This is a genomic window from Micromonospora rhizosphaerae (genome assembly GCF_900091465.1).
In the GTDB taxonomy this organism is placed as follows: Bacteria; Actinomycetota; Actinomycetes; order Mycobacteriales; family Micromonosporaceae; genus Micromonospora; species Micromonospora rhizosphaerae.
The window spans coordinates 4,762,897-4,776,117 of the sequence record NZ_FMHV01000002.1 but is presented as its reverse complement, the minus strand read 5'-3'; the positions used below and the strand labels follow the sequence as shown (position 1 = coordinate 4,776,117).

Sequence of the window (13,221 nt, the reverse complement as noted above, 5' to 3'; positions counted from 1 at the left end):
GGAGTTCCGCAACCGTTTCAGACACGGAGGGAGTCGGGAGTGAGCGAGCCTAACCCCGTCGAGTGGGTGCTCGTCGCCGAGCTGTCCGAGCTCGGGCGCCGCAAGAAGAAGCAGGTGGTCGTCGGCGGCACACCGATCGCGCTGTTCCTCGTCGGCGGCCGGGTCTTCGCCTTGCACGACGTCTGCGTCCATAAGCAACGCTCGCTGAGCAAGGGGACGGTGCTGCACGGGCGAATCATCTGCCCCGGCCACCAGTGGTCCTTCGACCCGGCCACCGGGGAGGCGGCGGACCAGATCGAATGCCAGCCGACGTACGACGTCCGGGTGGCGAACGACAAGATCTACGTCAACCTGCGGCCGCGCCCCGGCCGAACGGACGCCGACGTCGCGCCGTACACGACCACGGCTGCGGGGTGAGACGCCGATGACCAGGACGATTGTCACCATCGGAGCCGGTCAGGCCGCGGCGGTCGCCGCTCGTACCCTGCGACGGCGCGGCTTCGACGGCCGGATCGAGCTGCTCGGCGCTGAACCGGAACGACCGTACCAGCGGCCGCCGCTGTCGAAGGAGTACCTCGCCGGCGACGACGACTGCGGTCTGCACCTGCTGCCGGCGGACTGGTGCGCGAAGAACGACGTGCACCTGCGGCTCGGCCAGCCGGTCGTCCGAATCCGGCCCGAGCGCGGGGTGGTCGAGTTGGCCGACGGCACGGAGGTCGCCGCGGACGCCGTCCTCGTCGCCACCGGCGGAGGACCACGCCGGCTGCCCGGCGTCACCGGTGAACGCATCCACTACCTTCGCACGCGGCGGGACGCCGACCGCCTGCGCACCCAGCTCCGTCCGGGCGTACACGTGATCGTCATCGGCGCCGGTTTCATCGGCGCCGAGGTCGCCGCCACCAGCCGCGGCAAGGGTGCCGACGTCACGATGGTGGAGGCGCTTGAGGTGCCGCTGCAGCGCGTACTCGGGCACGAGATCGGGGCCACCTGCGCGGCGATCCATCGGCGGCAGGGGGTCACGCTGCGGCTGGGCGAGTCCGTCGAGTCCGTCGTCGAGACACCGACCGGCGTCGTCGTCACCACCAACGGCGGACGCATCGAGGGCGACCTGGTGGTGGTGGGCATCGGCATCACGCCGAACACGACCGTCGCCGAGCAGTCGGGCCTCGCCGTCGACAACGGCATCCTCGTGGACGAGTACTGCCGGACCGCGGTGCCGAACGTGTACGCCGCGGGTGACGTGGCCAATCACTGGCATCCGCTCTTCGGGGAGCGGATCCGGGTCGAGCACTTCGACAACGCGAGCCGGCAGGCGACCGCCGCCGCCAACAACATGATCGGCCGGACCACGTCGTACACCGATCCGCACTGGTTCTGGTCGGACCAGTACGACCACAATCTGCAGTACACCGGCCACGCGCCGGTCTGGGATGAGCTGGTCGTGCGCGGCTCGGTCGAGGAGTGCGACTTCTCGGCCTTCTATCTGCGCGACGGGCTGGTGCGGGCGGCGTTCGCCGTCGACCGCGGCGCGGACGTCCTCGTCGCCAAGGAGCTGATCGCCGGACAGGTCAGCGTCGATCCGCGGATCCTCGCTGACGAGGACGTCGACCTGGCCGAGCTGACGGCGTTGGAGGAGCAACTGTGAAGGGCAACTTCATCGGTGGCGAGTGGGTGGGCTCGGCCAGCGGGCGTACCCGCGAGCGGCGGAACCCGGCTGACGAGCGTGAGGTCGTCGCGGTCTTCCCGGATTCCGACACGAAGGACGCGCACGATGCGGTTTCCGCGGTCGCGGCCGGCTACCGGGAATGGGCGGAGCGCGGCCCGGAGGCGCGAGCGGCTGTCCTGTACCGGGCCGCGGACATCCTCGCCGCCCGCGCCGACGACCTCGCCCGGGACCTGGTCCGCGAGGAGGGCAAGACGCTGGCCGAGGCGCTCACCGAGACCCGCCGGACCCCGTCCAACCTCCGGTTCTACGCGGGCGAGGCGCTTCGCGTGGCGGGTCGCACATACGCCACGGGCGACGGCAGCCTCGTCTACACCTCCCGGGAACCAGTCGGGGTCGTCGTGGCCATCACCCCGTGGAACTTCCCGCTGAACATCCCGTCCCGCAAGCTCGGCCCGGCGTTGGCGGCGGGCAACGGCGTGGTGTTCAAACCGAGCGAGGTGACCCCGCTGACGGGGCAGCGGCTGGTCGAGGCGTTGCTCGAAGCGGGGGTCCCGGCTGGTTCACTGTCCCTCGTGCAGGGTGGCGGGGAGGCCGGCGCGGCGCTGGTCGCGGATCCGCGGGTGGGTGCGGTGACCTTCACCGGCTCGTACGACGTCGGGGCGGCCATCCACCGCGCCGTCGGTCCCAGCCAGCGCTGCCAGCTGGAGATGGGCGGCAAGAACCCGGTGATCGTGCTGGAGGACGCCGACCTGGACCGCGCCGCCGACATCGTGGTCCGCGGGGCGTTCGGCCTCAGTGGCCAGGCGTGCACCGGCACCAGCCGACTGATCGTCCACGAGGCCGTGCACGACGCGCTCGTCGAGCGGGTGGTCGCCCTCGCCCGCGCCCGCCGGGTGGGTGACGGGCTCGGTGACGGCGTGCAGATGGGCCCCCTCGCGACCCGCGCCCAACTGGAGAAGACCCAGCGCTACCTCGATCTCGCCGCGACCGCCAACGCCCGCCTCCGCGCCGGCGACGAGCCGCTCGGCCCGGGCCTGGAACACGGCAACTTCGTCCGCCCGGCGGTGTTCACCGACGTCGACCCGTCGTCGCCGTTGGCGCAGGAGGAGATCTTCGGGCCGGTGCTGAGCGTGCTGCGCGTCGGCTCCTTCGACGACGCGATCAGCGTCGCCAACGACACGGCGTACGGTTTGTCGGCCGGGATCGTCACCCGCGACCTGGGCCGTGCGCTCGACTTCGCCCGTCGGGTCGACAGCGGCCTGGTGAAGGTCAACCAGCCCACGACGGGCATGGCGATGAACGCCCCCTTCGGTGGGCTGAAGAACTCCAGCACGCAGACGTTCAAGGAACAGGCAGGGGAGACGATGATGCACTTCTACACCGTCGACAAGACCGTCTACGTGGGCTCATGAGCACGCCCGAGGTCACCGGCACCGCGGCCGCGGGAGCGGAGCCGGGCGCCGTCCGATTCGTCCGCGTCGCCCGCTCCGGTCAGGTGCCCGACGGGTACGTCCGCCGCTTCTACGCCGACACCCTGGAGCTGTGCGTCGCCCGCTTCGAGGGCAAGGCGTACGCGACGTCGAACTACTGCACGCACCTGGACTGCCTGCTGTCGTCGGGCAAGCTGGTCGACGACGGCATCGGGTGCTCCTGCCACGGCAGCGTCTTCGACCTGGAGACGGGCGAGCCGGTCTGCCCGCCCGCCACCGAACCGATCAAGACGTTTCCCGTGCGGGAAGAGGACGGGCAGGTCTACGTGGGCGTGACGCCGGAGGACATCGCGTCCGGTGGCCCGCGGCGACGCAAACCGGTCAGGTGACGGGCGTGAGCGCGGACTGGCCGGCACCGACCCGCAACCCGGTCCTCGCCGGCGAACACATGGCAGTCTCGAGCCACCCGGCGGTCAGTGCCGTCGGTCACCGCGTGCTCGCCGCCGGCGGCACTGCGATCGACGCGACCGTGGCGATGGCCGCGATGTCCTGGCTGGCGCTGCCGGGCCAGTGCGGCGTCGGCGGCGACGCCTTCGCCGTGGTTCGGGAGCCGGACGGGTCGGTGTGGACCATCAACGGCAGCGGGTACGGGCCGGACGGCGGCGACCTGGCGTTCTACCGGGCGCAGGGCCGGTCCGCGATTCCACTCACCGGGGCGCTCGCCGTGGCGGCTCCGGGCGCGGTGGCCGCGATCGCCGCGCTGCACGCCCGCGGGGCGACGCGCGGCCTGCCCGAGTTGTGGGCGCCGGCGATCGCCGCCGCCGAACGCGGTCTGCCCTGCACCCGCAAGACCCGGGCGGACATCCTCGAACACGAGGCGCAGCTGGGCGCCGACGATGGGGCCCGACGGACGTTCCTGCGCGATGGTCGGGCGCCGCAGGTCGGCGAACGGCTCCCACAGCCGGAGCTCGCCGACTCACTTCGGCTGCTGGCGGCCGATCCCCGCGCCCTCTACACGGGCGAACTGGCCGAGCGCGCGGTGGCCGCGCTGGCAGTGGCAGGTGCTCCGTTCAGCGGCGACGAGTGGGCGGCCTCCGGCATCCCGCTGCAGGGCGAGGCGATCGTCGGGCGGTACGGCGACCTGGTCGTGCACACGACACCGTTGCCCACGCCGGGCTGGATGGTGCTGCAGCAGGCGGCCGTCTGCGACGGGATGCTTTCCGGGCTGCCGTCGCTGAGCGCCGACGCGGTCGGCTGGCTCGCCGGAGCTGCTCGGGAGGCCTTCCGGGACCGTTGGGACCGGTGCGGCACCGACACGGACGCCTGGCGGGCGCTGCTGCGTCCCGAGGCCGTAGCGGACGTACGGGCGAAGCTCGCCGCCGGAGGGCATCCGCTTGCCACGGCCGGGCTGACGCCGGACGGGGACACCACGACGACCGTCGCGGTCGACGGCGACGGCCGCGCGGTCAGCTTCATCCACTCGCTCGCCTTCACCTTCGGCGCCCGGATCACCATCCCGGGCACCGGCATCATGCTCAACAACCGACTGGGGCGCGGCGCGTACCTGGTCGAGGGCCACCCGAACCAGGTGCGACCGCGGCGCCGTCCGCTGCACACCTGCCTTGCCTGGCTGGTGACCGACACCGGGGGAGCCCTGCGGCACGTCGGCAACACGCCCGGCGGTGACGGGCAGGTGCAGTGGAACATGCAGGTGCTGTCGCACCTGATCGACCACGGCCTGGATCCGCAGGCGGCCGTGTCGGCACCGCGGTTCACGGTGTTTCCCGGCAGCGACGCGGACGTGGTGGGGGCGCCCGACGAGCTGATCTGCGAGTCGCGGCTCGGCGAACGGGCCGTCGCGGAGCTGCGCGCCGCTGGCCACCCGGTCCGGGTGGTGGGGCCGTGGGACGCGGGCGGCAGTGCCCTGGTGGTCTCGGTGGACGGGCGGCTCGGCTGCCTCGCCGGTGGCGCCGACCCCCGGCAGGACGGGGTGGCGCTCGGTGGCTGAGCCAGCCGGCGGGGAGACGCTGCCGGCGCCCCCGGCCCCGCAGGGCCACTACGTGCCGGTGGTGGTGCATGCGGGCATCGCGTACACGGCGGGCATGACCCCTCGGGTGGACGGCCAGCTCGCCGTGCGCGGCCTGGTAGGCGCGGCTCTGACCGTGGCCGAGGTGCGCGCGGCAGCCCGCCTCGCGGCCAGCAACGCCGTCGCTGCGGTGGCCGAGGCGGTCGGAGGACTGGACCGGGTGCGGCGCTGCCTGCGGATGACCGTGTACGTCGCCTGCCGTCCCGACTTCACCCAGCACTCCGCGGTCGCCGACGGGGCGTCCGAGGCGCTGCGGGACTGGCTGGGCGAACGCGGCGCCGTCGCGCGATCGGCAGTCGGGGTGTCGAGCCTGCCGTCCGGCGCGCCGGTCGAGGTGGAGCTCACCGTCGCCGTCACCGCCGATTGAGTTCGGCCGGTGGAGCACGCCGGCTCCGTGTGCCAGGGCGGCCAGCACGCAGCGGCCGCGCCTTCCCGCGCGCGTAGGGAAGCGTTGCCATGTCGAACAGCGCCGCTCCGATGGCGCAACCACCATCCCTCAGGATTCTCGGGTTCAGGGCCTGTGCGGTCACGGCACGGCGGAGGCGGCGGGCATCGTTGCCCGCCGCCTCCTGCATTTCGTGTTGCCCAACTCCTATGGGAAGAAGACCACCGCGAAGATGGTGCCCACGATGAGCCCGCTGACCACCGGGATGAAGCACCTGCGGGCGAGGGCGATCACCGGCACCCGGGCGAAGCCGGCGACGGCGATGAGTGAAGACCAGGCGACGAGCGTGCCGCCACCGGACCAGATGTTGCCCATCTGACCGACGGCGGCGAGCGTCCCGGCGCTGATCCCGGCGGCCGGGCCGAGGCTGCCCGCCAGCGATCCGGTCAGCGGCAGGCCGGAGAAGCCCGACCCCTCCAGGCCCGCGATCATGCCGATGAGCAGGATGCCGAAGGCCGCGATGAAGCCGCTGTGGGGGATGTGGCTCTGGGCCGCCGTGACCAGGTCGTACAGGAGCGCCGGCCCCTTCGCCGGGTCGGCGGTGCCGAGGATCTGGCCGGAGAAGTCGCCGTTGCCGATGAAGAAGAAGCCGGCGATCGGCAGGACGACGCCCATGGCCTTGAACGCGAACACCAGTCCGTTGACGACGTGCTCGGCGGAGCTCTCGAGGAATCCCTTGCCGTCCCCGGCGAGCGCCGCCAGGAAGACGACGAGCGCCGCGATGCCGCCGACCAGGGCGGCGGCGTCACCGCCGCGAAGATCGGGCACGCTGTCGGAGAAGGTGGCGATCGCCATGTACACGATCAGCGCCAGGTAGGCCGCCGGGACGAAGATGGCGAAGAAGACCGGGACCAGCGGGTTGCCGCGGTAGCCGCCGGCCGTCTCGTCGTCGCGGTCGCTCAGCTCGTCGTCGTACTCCTCCCGCAGCGCGACGCCGTGCCCGACCGTCGGCGGCCCACCCCGCAGGGACGGGACGTCCCCGGCACCGGCCGGCCGGTCGCCCGCCCCGACCAGCTCGCGCTCCCGCTCGGTGACCGCCAGGCCCTTCACGCGTTCACCGCTGCCGTCCGCCGTCGACTCCCACTCGGCGAGCAGGGCCGGATCCGGTCGGCGCATCGTGCGGAACTCCATCAGGTAGGCGACCGCGAGGGCGACCCCACCGACGACGAGCGACAGCACCATGGCGCGGTCGGCGACGACGTTCGCGTCCGCCCCCGCCGCCTTCGCCGACAGCCCCGGGGCCACCCGGATGACGTAGTCGGAGGAGAGCGCCATGCCCTGGCCGGCGATCGCCACCACCAGACCGACGGCCATCGGCCGCAGACCCGCGCGAATCGCCACCGGGATGAGCACCGCGCCGATCAGCGGCACCGCCGGGGTCGGCCAGAAGAACAGCGAGATGAAGTACGTGACGACCACCAGCGTCCAGAAGGCGAGGTGGCCGTTGCGCATCACCCCTCGGAACGGGGCGACCATCTTCCGATCCGCGCCCAGGGCCTGCAACGAGTGCAGCATCGCGGTCACGAGCGCGATGATCAGGAAGATGTTGAACAGGTTCGTTGCCGCCACGAGGCTGGCGTTGAACACCGCGGAGAGCCCGCGGATGATGCTGTGCGAGAAGACGAGCGCGGTCGCGAATGTCGCGACCACGGCCGGGACTACGATGTTTTTTCGCGCGATCATCGTCGCGATGATGACGACAACGCCGACGAGATAGACCCAGTGGGCCGCCGTTAACTGCATCTGCCACCTCACGGACTCTTGCAGCGGATTGCCCGTCAGACTCCGCGTGTTGCAAGGTCAGCGTCTATCACCGATCTGCACAGGCCGCCGGCCAAAGATTGTGCAGGGTGCCGTAGCATCGCACAACGGTCACGGAGCAGTCTCGAGCGGTATGTGAGCTGCGCATACGATCGGAAGGACGGGACGTGCGGGACACCCGGCCGCGCATTGACGCCGCGCAGTCGTTCGCCATGCCGGCCGGCCCGCAGGCTCCGCCGCAGCGAGAGCGGGCGGGACTCGCCGTACTGCTGACCCTGCTCGGTGCGACACTGCTCGGCACCGTCATCAACAACGCGCTGAACGTGCCGTTGCGCGACATCACCGGCGATCTCGGCGTCTCGCTGTCCTCCGGCGTGCTCGTGGTGAGCAGCTTCGTCCTGGTCCTGGCCGCCGGCATGGCGTTGAGCGGCTGGGTGGGTGACCGGTTCGGACGACGCCGGACCATCATCGCGTCCCTGGCCCTCATGGCGGTCGCCATGGTGGGGGCGGCGCTGGCCCCGTCGCTGCCCGTCCTCGTCGCGATGCGCGCCTTGCAGGGCATGGCATGTGCGGCCTATCCGCCGGCGGTCATGGGCATGCTCGCCACCATCTACGGGCCGAGCCAGCGGGCCCGCACGATGAGCGCCTGGGCGGCCGCCAACGGGATCGGACAGGCCGTCGGCCCGCCGCTGGGCGGTCTGCTGGCCGACCTCGCCGGCTGGCGGGCGATCTTCTGGTGCCTCGCTCCGGTCGCCGTGATCCTGCTGGTCGCCACCGTCCTGTTGGTGCCGAACGACCGCGGGCGCGCCACCGCGCTGCACTGGCCCGGCGCGGTGTCCTTGACGCTCGGCGCCGCGTTGCTGATGACGGCCGCCACTGCCGTCCCGCAGCCCGTGGTGCCGGCCTGGCTCATCGTCACGCTCACCGTGGCGGGCGTCGGACTGCTGGCGGTCTTCGTCACCAGCTCCGCCAACGCGGCGGCTCCCATCATCCGGCCGCGTCTCATCGTCGAGTCGCGATTCCTGCGCAGCACGGTCGCCGCGTCCGCCCAGATGTTCTGCCTCGCCGCCACGCTCGTCGCGGTTCCGCTGTACGTCACGGGGACCCTCGGGCGGACCACCGCCGTCACCGGCCTCCTGGTGCTCGCCCTGCCCGCCGCGATGGCATTGCTGGCCCCCGTCGTCGGCCTGCTCAGCGAACGCGGCCGGCCTCGCTGGATCCTGCGCACCGGTCTGGTCCTGCTCGCCGCGGCGGAACTGCTGCTGGGGCTGTACGCCGGTACCGCCGCCCGGAGCACGGCGCTGCTCGTCGCGCTGCTTCTCACGGTGGGTGTGGGCGTGGCCCTCGTCCAGACACCCTCCGCCGCGGGGGCGACCCGGTCACCGGCCGGCAGATCGGGTGCCGCCCTCGGACTGTTCAACATGATGCGCTTCGGTGGGTCGGCGCTGGGCGCGGCCTGGGTGGCGGTCGTCTATCCGTACGGCAATTTGCTGCTGCTCTTCGCCGGATGCGCGACGGTTGCCCTCGTCGGGCTGGTGGTCAGCTTCGTCGGCCCCGACCCGTCCCCGCTCGACACCGACCCGGCACCGCCGGTCACTACGTCGGGTTGAGGTCGCGGTCGACGGCTGTCACCGTCTCGGCGAGCAGGTTGAGCTTGTGCGCCAGCCATACCGAGAACTGGTGCTCGGCCTCCCGCAGGTCCAGTTGCAGCATCCGCGAGGCGCGGTCGAGCTTGTACAGCATCGTGTTGCGGTGGATGTGCAGTTCCCGCGCTGCGGCGTTGAGGTTCCCGCCGGACGCGACGTAGGCGATGACTGCCTGCTCCAGGTCGCTTCCGCCGGCGCGGGAGCCGCGCAGCGGGGCGAGCATGTCCCGAGCGAAGGCACGCCCCTGCGGGCTTTCCGCGAGCTCCACCAGCGTGGCGAAGACTCGCAGGTCCTGGAAGCCGCAGACCCGGTCCACGCCGAGCCGGGTGCGGATCCCGAGCGCGATGCGCGCCTCCCGGTAGCTGTCGAAGATACGGCCGGCACCGTCGACGCAGCGCCCGTACGCCACGGCAACCTCGCGGTGGGTCCGGCGTTCCAACTCCGCCTGCAGGGTGCGCGCGAAGTCCGCCAGCGCCCGCTCCGCCGCGTCCGGCGAGTCCCGGTGGCCAGCCGGATCGACCTGCCGGACCACCGCGAGCACGTCGCCGACGACCGTCGTCAGGGTGTGCGCGCCCGGTCGGACGTCGAGGCGGGCGGCGTGGCGGGCCAGCTGGAACAGGGCCGTCGGGGAATCGGGGCTGCCGACCGAGCCGAGCTGGTTCGCGACGATCACGCCGTAGGTTGCCGCGACCGGGAAGTCGTAGTGTGCCGCTCGGGCCTCCAGCTCGTGCTGGTTCGAGAAGCGGCCGTGCAACAGCGCGTGGACGAAGTCGCCCCGCGCTCGCTCCTCAGCCTGCTCGATGCTGCGCAGGCGCAGCATCTCGGTACCGACGATGGTGGCGGCCTGCTCGACGACCACGCGGTGCTGCGCGATGTCGTGCGGGCTGGGTGGATCGGCCGACTCCACGATGACCACCCAGCCGTCGTGGCGACCGCTGAGCAGGATCGGATTGAGCACGCACGTCGCGCTGATCCCGTCGATCAGGAGCGTGCGGACCTGGGGCCCGGCGTGCGGCTGCTCGGAAGCGACCGGCCCTGGTCCCGCCGCCGCGGCGCCATTGAGTGAGGCGCTGTCTGCCGCCGTGCCGTACGTGTCCTCGCGTAGCGCGTCCGCGACCGCCGTCGCCTCGAACACGCGGTCGCGGCTGGGCTCGAACGTCAGGACCCGGTACTGTGCGTCGAGGATGGCCGCCGCGCACCCGGACAGCCGGGCCATCTGGTGTCCGAGCGCGGCCAACCCGGCCCCGCGGTAGAGCAACTCCACCAGCGAGCGGTGCACCCTCAGGCCGTAGCGCAGGACGTGAGTGTCCCGGGCCAGGACGAGTTCCGCCACCAGCTCACTGAGGTGGCGGAAGCCGACGTGAGCCCCGACGTGAATCATCGGCAGGCTGGCCGGGGGGTCCGGGAGTTCACCGGCCCGGCCGGCAACGACGACGGCGGCGGCCCTCCGGAGGCCGAGGTCCCGCAGCACCGCCGGCCGCACCTGGTCGGCCCGGGCATGGACGACAACTCCGGGCAGGGGGTCGACGCCGGCCTGGACCTCCTCCCAGGGCAGACACCAGGTGACGGCGGTGTCGAGCGTCTCGGGGGAAGCCGCCGTTCGCGCCGGGCGGAGCAGGCGTTCCTGCAGCAGCCGACCAACCGTCAGCTGCTGCGGCCCCGCGTCGCCGGGCGGGCCGTCGTGGACCAATACTCCCGCTGGGTCAGCCATGACAACTCCTTGGACAGGTTGCACAAGCTTCCCCCGTCGTAGCGCGGCAGTCTAGCCATTGTTGCGCTCTCCGCGCCCCGGCAGTCTGGTCGCACGGACCGCCCGTGAAGTGTGCAGAGGAGGCAAGGTGCACAGGATCTACCGGATCACGCTCGACGACGCGCTTCCCATGCTGGCCGCAGCCCGAGCGAAGGCGGAGGAGATCGGCGTCAGGCAGACGATCTGCGTCTGCGATGACGGCGGCCATGTGCTCGCGCTGCATCGGATGCCCGGTGCCCGCCTCACCGGAGTCGAGATCTCGATGGCGAAGGCGTTCACCGCCGCCGGGCATGAGCGGGCGACCCACAAGTTCAACGAGCCGCCGAACGGCCCCGCGCTGCCGGGCAACGAGGCGTTCGGGATCAGCCACATGTACCCCGGGAAGTTCGCCATCTTCGTGGGCGGGTTCCCCATCGAGTACGACGGCCAGATCGTCGGCGCCGTCGGGGTCAGCGGCGGCAACGGCGAGCAGGACAAGGCGGTCGGCGCGGCCGCGCTCGAGGCGTTCGCGAAGCACGTCGCGGAGCTGGGGCTCGGCGGGTAGCCCAGGTCGAACGCGCGTCACTGACGTACCGTGGTGGAGCCGCGGCACGTCAGCGACTTCTTCGTGGATCGGGCCGGGGCGGCCCGCCGCTACTGAGGGCGCCGCGACTCGGTGAGGACCAACGGGGCGTCGAGGACCACGACGGTCGCCGCGATCTCCGTGTTCGGGTCATAGTCCTTGAGGACGACGCGTACCGGAAGCCCGATCCTGTCCGTGAGTTCCTGGGCGAGCCGCCGCTTGCCCTCGTCCAGCAGCGCCACGTCCACGTTGCGGGTGATGTCGCGGTGCGCGGGGTCCAACGTGGCAAGCGCCTTGACGCGCTGGTGCTGGGCGAGGATGAGGATGCGGTCGTCCAGGAGGTCGACCCGCTGCCGGCTCACACCGACGCCGGCGATGCCCTGGTTCACGGCGTTGTAAACGCGCAGTATCTCCTGCTTGAGCTCTCCCGGCGTGCGCGGCGGTGTGCTGCCTAAGCGGTCCATGGCGCGACTCTAGTGATCGCCGGATGGGCCGGTCGAGACCTTGACACCCTCCGGCGAGCGCCGTTATACATCACACACTTCCGAGGCACTGTTCCCCGGGCACGGGCCGAGGAGGACGTCGTGATTCAGAGCCGACGAACGGTCTAGGGAGCTTCCGTACCGAAGAGCCCGACAGCTGTCGCCGATGGCGGTTGGCGGTTTGTGCGAGTTCGCGCACACCGCCGAGTCCAAGCGGTGGCAGCTTTTTGCTTCCGCCGCACCAGATCCAGTGCGTGTCGCACTGGCGTCAACGGAAAGGCGGACGAGACGCGTGACGAAAGAAGCGGTGTCGCAGACCTGTCCGACGGTGGCCGACGTGGTCGCGGCGCTCGACGGGCTGACCGGTGGCCGGGTCACGAGCTTCGACGGGGATCGCAACCCGTGGGTGATCAGCAAGGACTCCGGAATTCCGGGCAAGGCGGTGACCGAGCGGCCCGGCCTGGTCTGGGGGGCCTCCGACAGAGCCGTGCGGCGGCTCGCGGTCGCGATGACCATCACCGAGCACCACATCGAACTCGCGTACGCCAGCGGCGTGGACGCGATCGTGGCGCACCACCCGATCGCGGACGCAGCGAGTTCCGGTGGGGTGGCGCTCGCCGACTACCTCTCGCTGTACGGGGTCGCGGTGCTGGAATGCCACGAGGCCTTCCACGGACTCCATCCCGGCATGGCCCACCTCCACGGCCACCGGCCCTTCTACGTCAACCCGGCGTACGACGGGGTGCACGGGCTGGTGGTCATGGTCGGCCGGCCGCTGCCGGGCGTCACCACGGTAGGTGACGTGCTCGCCCGGCTCAACGCGGGCCTGGAGCGGTCCCTGGACCTGCGCATCCTCGACGGTGAACGCGCCGTCCGCCAGTGCGCCGACCTGGTGGACAGCGCCACGGCCCCGGGGATGAGGGTGCTCGCGGGCGCCCCCGACGATCCGCTCGGCGAGGTCGTCCTGCACGCCTTCCCGCACACCGGGTTCGGTGAGAATCAGCTCGCCCAGTTGCTCGCCGAGTACCCGGCGATCTCCACGGTCATCTTCAGCATCAGCGCGGCTGCCCCGGACTCGGCCGTGGTGGCGAGTGCGGCCGCGCGCGGACTCAACGTACTGGTGGGCAGCACCCACGCCTCGGAGGTCTTCGAGAACGGGCTTCCGTTGGCGTTCGGGCTGTCCGCACTACTGCCGAACGTCGACGTTGTCCTGTTCCGGGACCGGGTCGTTTCGATTCCGATCAACAGCGTGGGCACGGGCGCGCTGCGCGAGTATGGGCAGACGATGGCGCAGGAACACCTGCTGCCACTCGCCGAGGCCGTACGCGCTCGCGCCGCCGCGACGACGGTCGCGGCCACACCCCTCAGTCACTCCGAGCAAGCAAGCTAGGAG

Annotated in this window: 12 protein-coding genes; 9 read left to right on the top strand and 3 right to left on the bottom strand. The window is 71.6% G+C overall.

The annotated features are described in order from the left end of the window. Window positions 1–39: 39 nt before the first annotated feature. The 6 genes from GA0070624_RS22460 to GA0070624_RS22435 are packed head-to-tail and all read left to right on the top strand — an operon-like array spanning window position 40 to window position 5,549. A complete protein-coding gene (locus tag GA0070624_RS22460; protein ID WP_091344169.1) occupies window positions 40–417 on the top strand; it encodes a Rieske (2Fe-2S) protein in 378 nt (125 codons plus the stop codon). Window positions 418–424: 7 nt separating this feature from the next. Then, window positions 425–1,645 carry an NAD(P)/FAD-dependent oxidoreductase gene (locus GA0070624_RS22455; protein ID WP_091344167.1) on the top strand — a complete coding sequence of 407 codons (1,221 nt, stop codon included), beginning with the start codon at window positions 425–427 and terminating at the stop codon, window positions 1,643–1,645. Then, window positions 1,642–3,078, top strand: coding sequence for an aldehyde dehydrogenase family protein (locus GA0070624_RS22450; protein ID WP_091344165.1), 1,437 nt, complete (start codon window positions 1,642–1,644; stop codon window positions 3,076–3,078). The genes GA0070624_RS22455 and GA0070624_RS22450 overlap by 4 nt, the downstream gene beginning before the upstream one ends. Beyond that, window positions 3,075–3,485 (top strand): Rieske (2Fe-2S) protein, encoded by a 411-nt coding sequence (locus GA0070624_RS22445; RefSeq protein WP_091344164.1) that lies wholly within the window; start codon window positions 3,075–3,077, stop codon window positions 3,483–3,485. The genes GA0070624_RS22450 and GA0070624_RS22445 overlap by 4 nt, the downstream gene beginning before the upstream one ends. A 5-nt stretch (window positions 3,486–3,490) precedes the next feature. After that, on the top strand, window positions 3,491–5,104 hold the full coding sequence (locus GA0070624_RS22440; protein WP_218105256.1) for a gamma-glutamyltransferase family protein: 1,614 nt from the start codon (window positions 3,491–3,493) through the stop codon (window positions 5,102–5,104). Continuing rightward, entirely contained in the window at window positions 5,097–5,549 is a 453-nt protein-coding gene (locus tag GA0070624_RS22435; RefSeq protein ID WP_091344162.1) for a RidA family protein, read from the top strand. The genes GA0070624_RS22440 and GA0070624_RS22435 overlap by 8 nt, the downstream gene beginning before the upstream one ends. 225 nt (window positions 5,550–5,774) lie before the next feature. Here the strand turns inward: GA0070624_RS22435 and GA0070624_RS22430 are convergent, their stop codons facing one another. Beyond that, the gene (locus GA0070624_RS22430) at window positions 5,775–7,370 is read right to left on the bottom strand and encodes a hypothetical protein (RefSeq protein ID WP_091344160.1); all 1,596 of its coding nucleotides are present in this window, start codon (window positions 7,368–7,370) and stop codon (window positions 5,775–5,777) included. A 185-nt stretch (window positions 7,371–7,555) separates the two neighbouring features. Here GA0070624_RS22430 and GA0070624_RS22425 point away from each other — a divergent pair, with 185 nt between their 5' ends. Then, window positions 7,556–8,998 (top strand): MFS transporter, encoded by a 1,443-nt coding sequence (locus GA0070624_RS22425; RefSeq protein WP_091344158.1) that lies wholly within the window; start codon window positions 7,556–7,558, stop codon window positions 8,996–8,998. Here GA0070624_RS22425 and GA0070624_RS22420 read toward each other — a convergent pair. Beyond that, a complete protein-coding gene (locus GA0070624_RS22420) occupies window positions 8,985–10,745 on the bottom strand; it encodes a PucR family transcriptional regulator (RefSeq protein ID WP_091344156.1) in 1,761 nt (586 codons plus the stop codon). The genes GA0070624_RS22425 and GA0070624_RS22420 overlap by 14 nt on opposite strands. 127 nt (window positions 10,746–10,872) lie before the next feature. Here GA0070624_RS22420 and GA0070624_RS22415 point away from each other — a divergent pair, with 127 nt between their 5' ends. Beyond that, a complete protein-coding gene (locus GA0070624_RS22415) occupies window positions 10,873–11,328 on the top strand; it encodes a GlcG/HbpS family heme-binding protein (protein WP_091344155.1) in 456 nt (151 codons plus the stop codon). An 89-nt stretch (window positions 11,329–11,417) separates the two neighbouring features. Here the strand turns inward: GA0070624_RS22415 and GA0070624_RS22410 are convergent, their stop codons facing one another. Continuing rightward, on the bottom strand, window positions 11,418–11,810 hold the full coding sequence (locus GA0070624_RS22410) for a Na-translocating system protein MpsC family protein (RefSeq protein WP_091344152.1): 393 nt from the start codon (window positions 11,808–11,810) through the stop codon (window positions 11,418–11,420). 310 nt (window positions 11,811–12,120) lie between these two features. On the opposite strand from GA0070624_RS22410, the gene GA0070624_RS22405 reads away from it, so the two are divergent. Continuing rightward, window positions 12,121–13,218 carry a Nif3-like dinuclear metal center hexameric protein gene (locus tag GA0070624_RS22405; RefSeq protein ID WP_218105255.1) on the top strand — a complete coding sequence of 366 codons (1,098 nt, stop codon included), beginning with the start codon at window positions 12,121–12,123 and terminating at the stop codon, window positions 13,216–13,218. Window positions 13,219–13,221 lie beyond the last annotated feature (3 nt).

Bases quoted from the DNA above. Each gene is read 5' to 3' on its own strand.
- GA0070624_RS22410 (WP_091344152.1), bottom strand. From the start codon at position 11,810: ATGGACCGCTTAGGCAGCACACCGCCGCGCACGCCGGGAGAGCTCAAG.
- GA0070624_RS22430 (WP_091344160.1), bottom strand. From the start codon at position 7,370: ATGCAGTTAACGGCGGCCCACTGGGTCTATCTCGTCGGCGTTGTCGTC.
- GA0070624_RS22455 (WP_091344167.1), top strand. From the start codon at position 425: ATGACCAGGACGATTGTCACCATCGGAGCCGGTCAGGCCGCGGCGGTC.
- GA0070624_RS22445 (WP_091344164.1), top strand. From the start codon at position 3,075: ATGAGCACGCCCGAGGTCACCGGCACCGCGGCCGCGGGAGCGGAGCCG.
- GA0070624_RS22420 (WP_091344156.1), bottom strand. From the start codon at position 10,745: ATGGCTGACCCAGCGGGAGTATTGGTCCACGACGGCCCGCCCGGCGAC.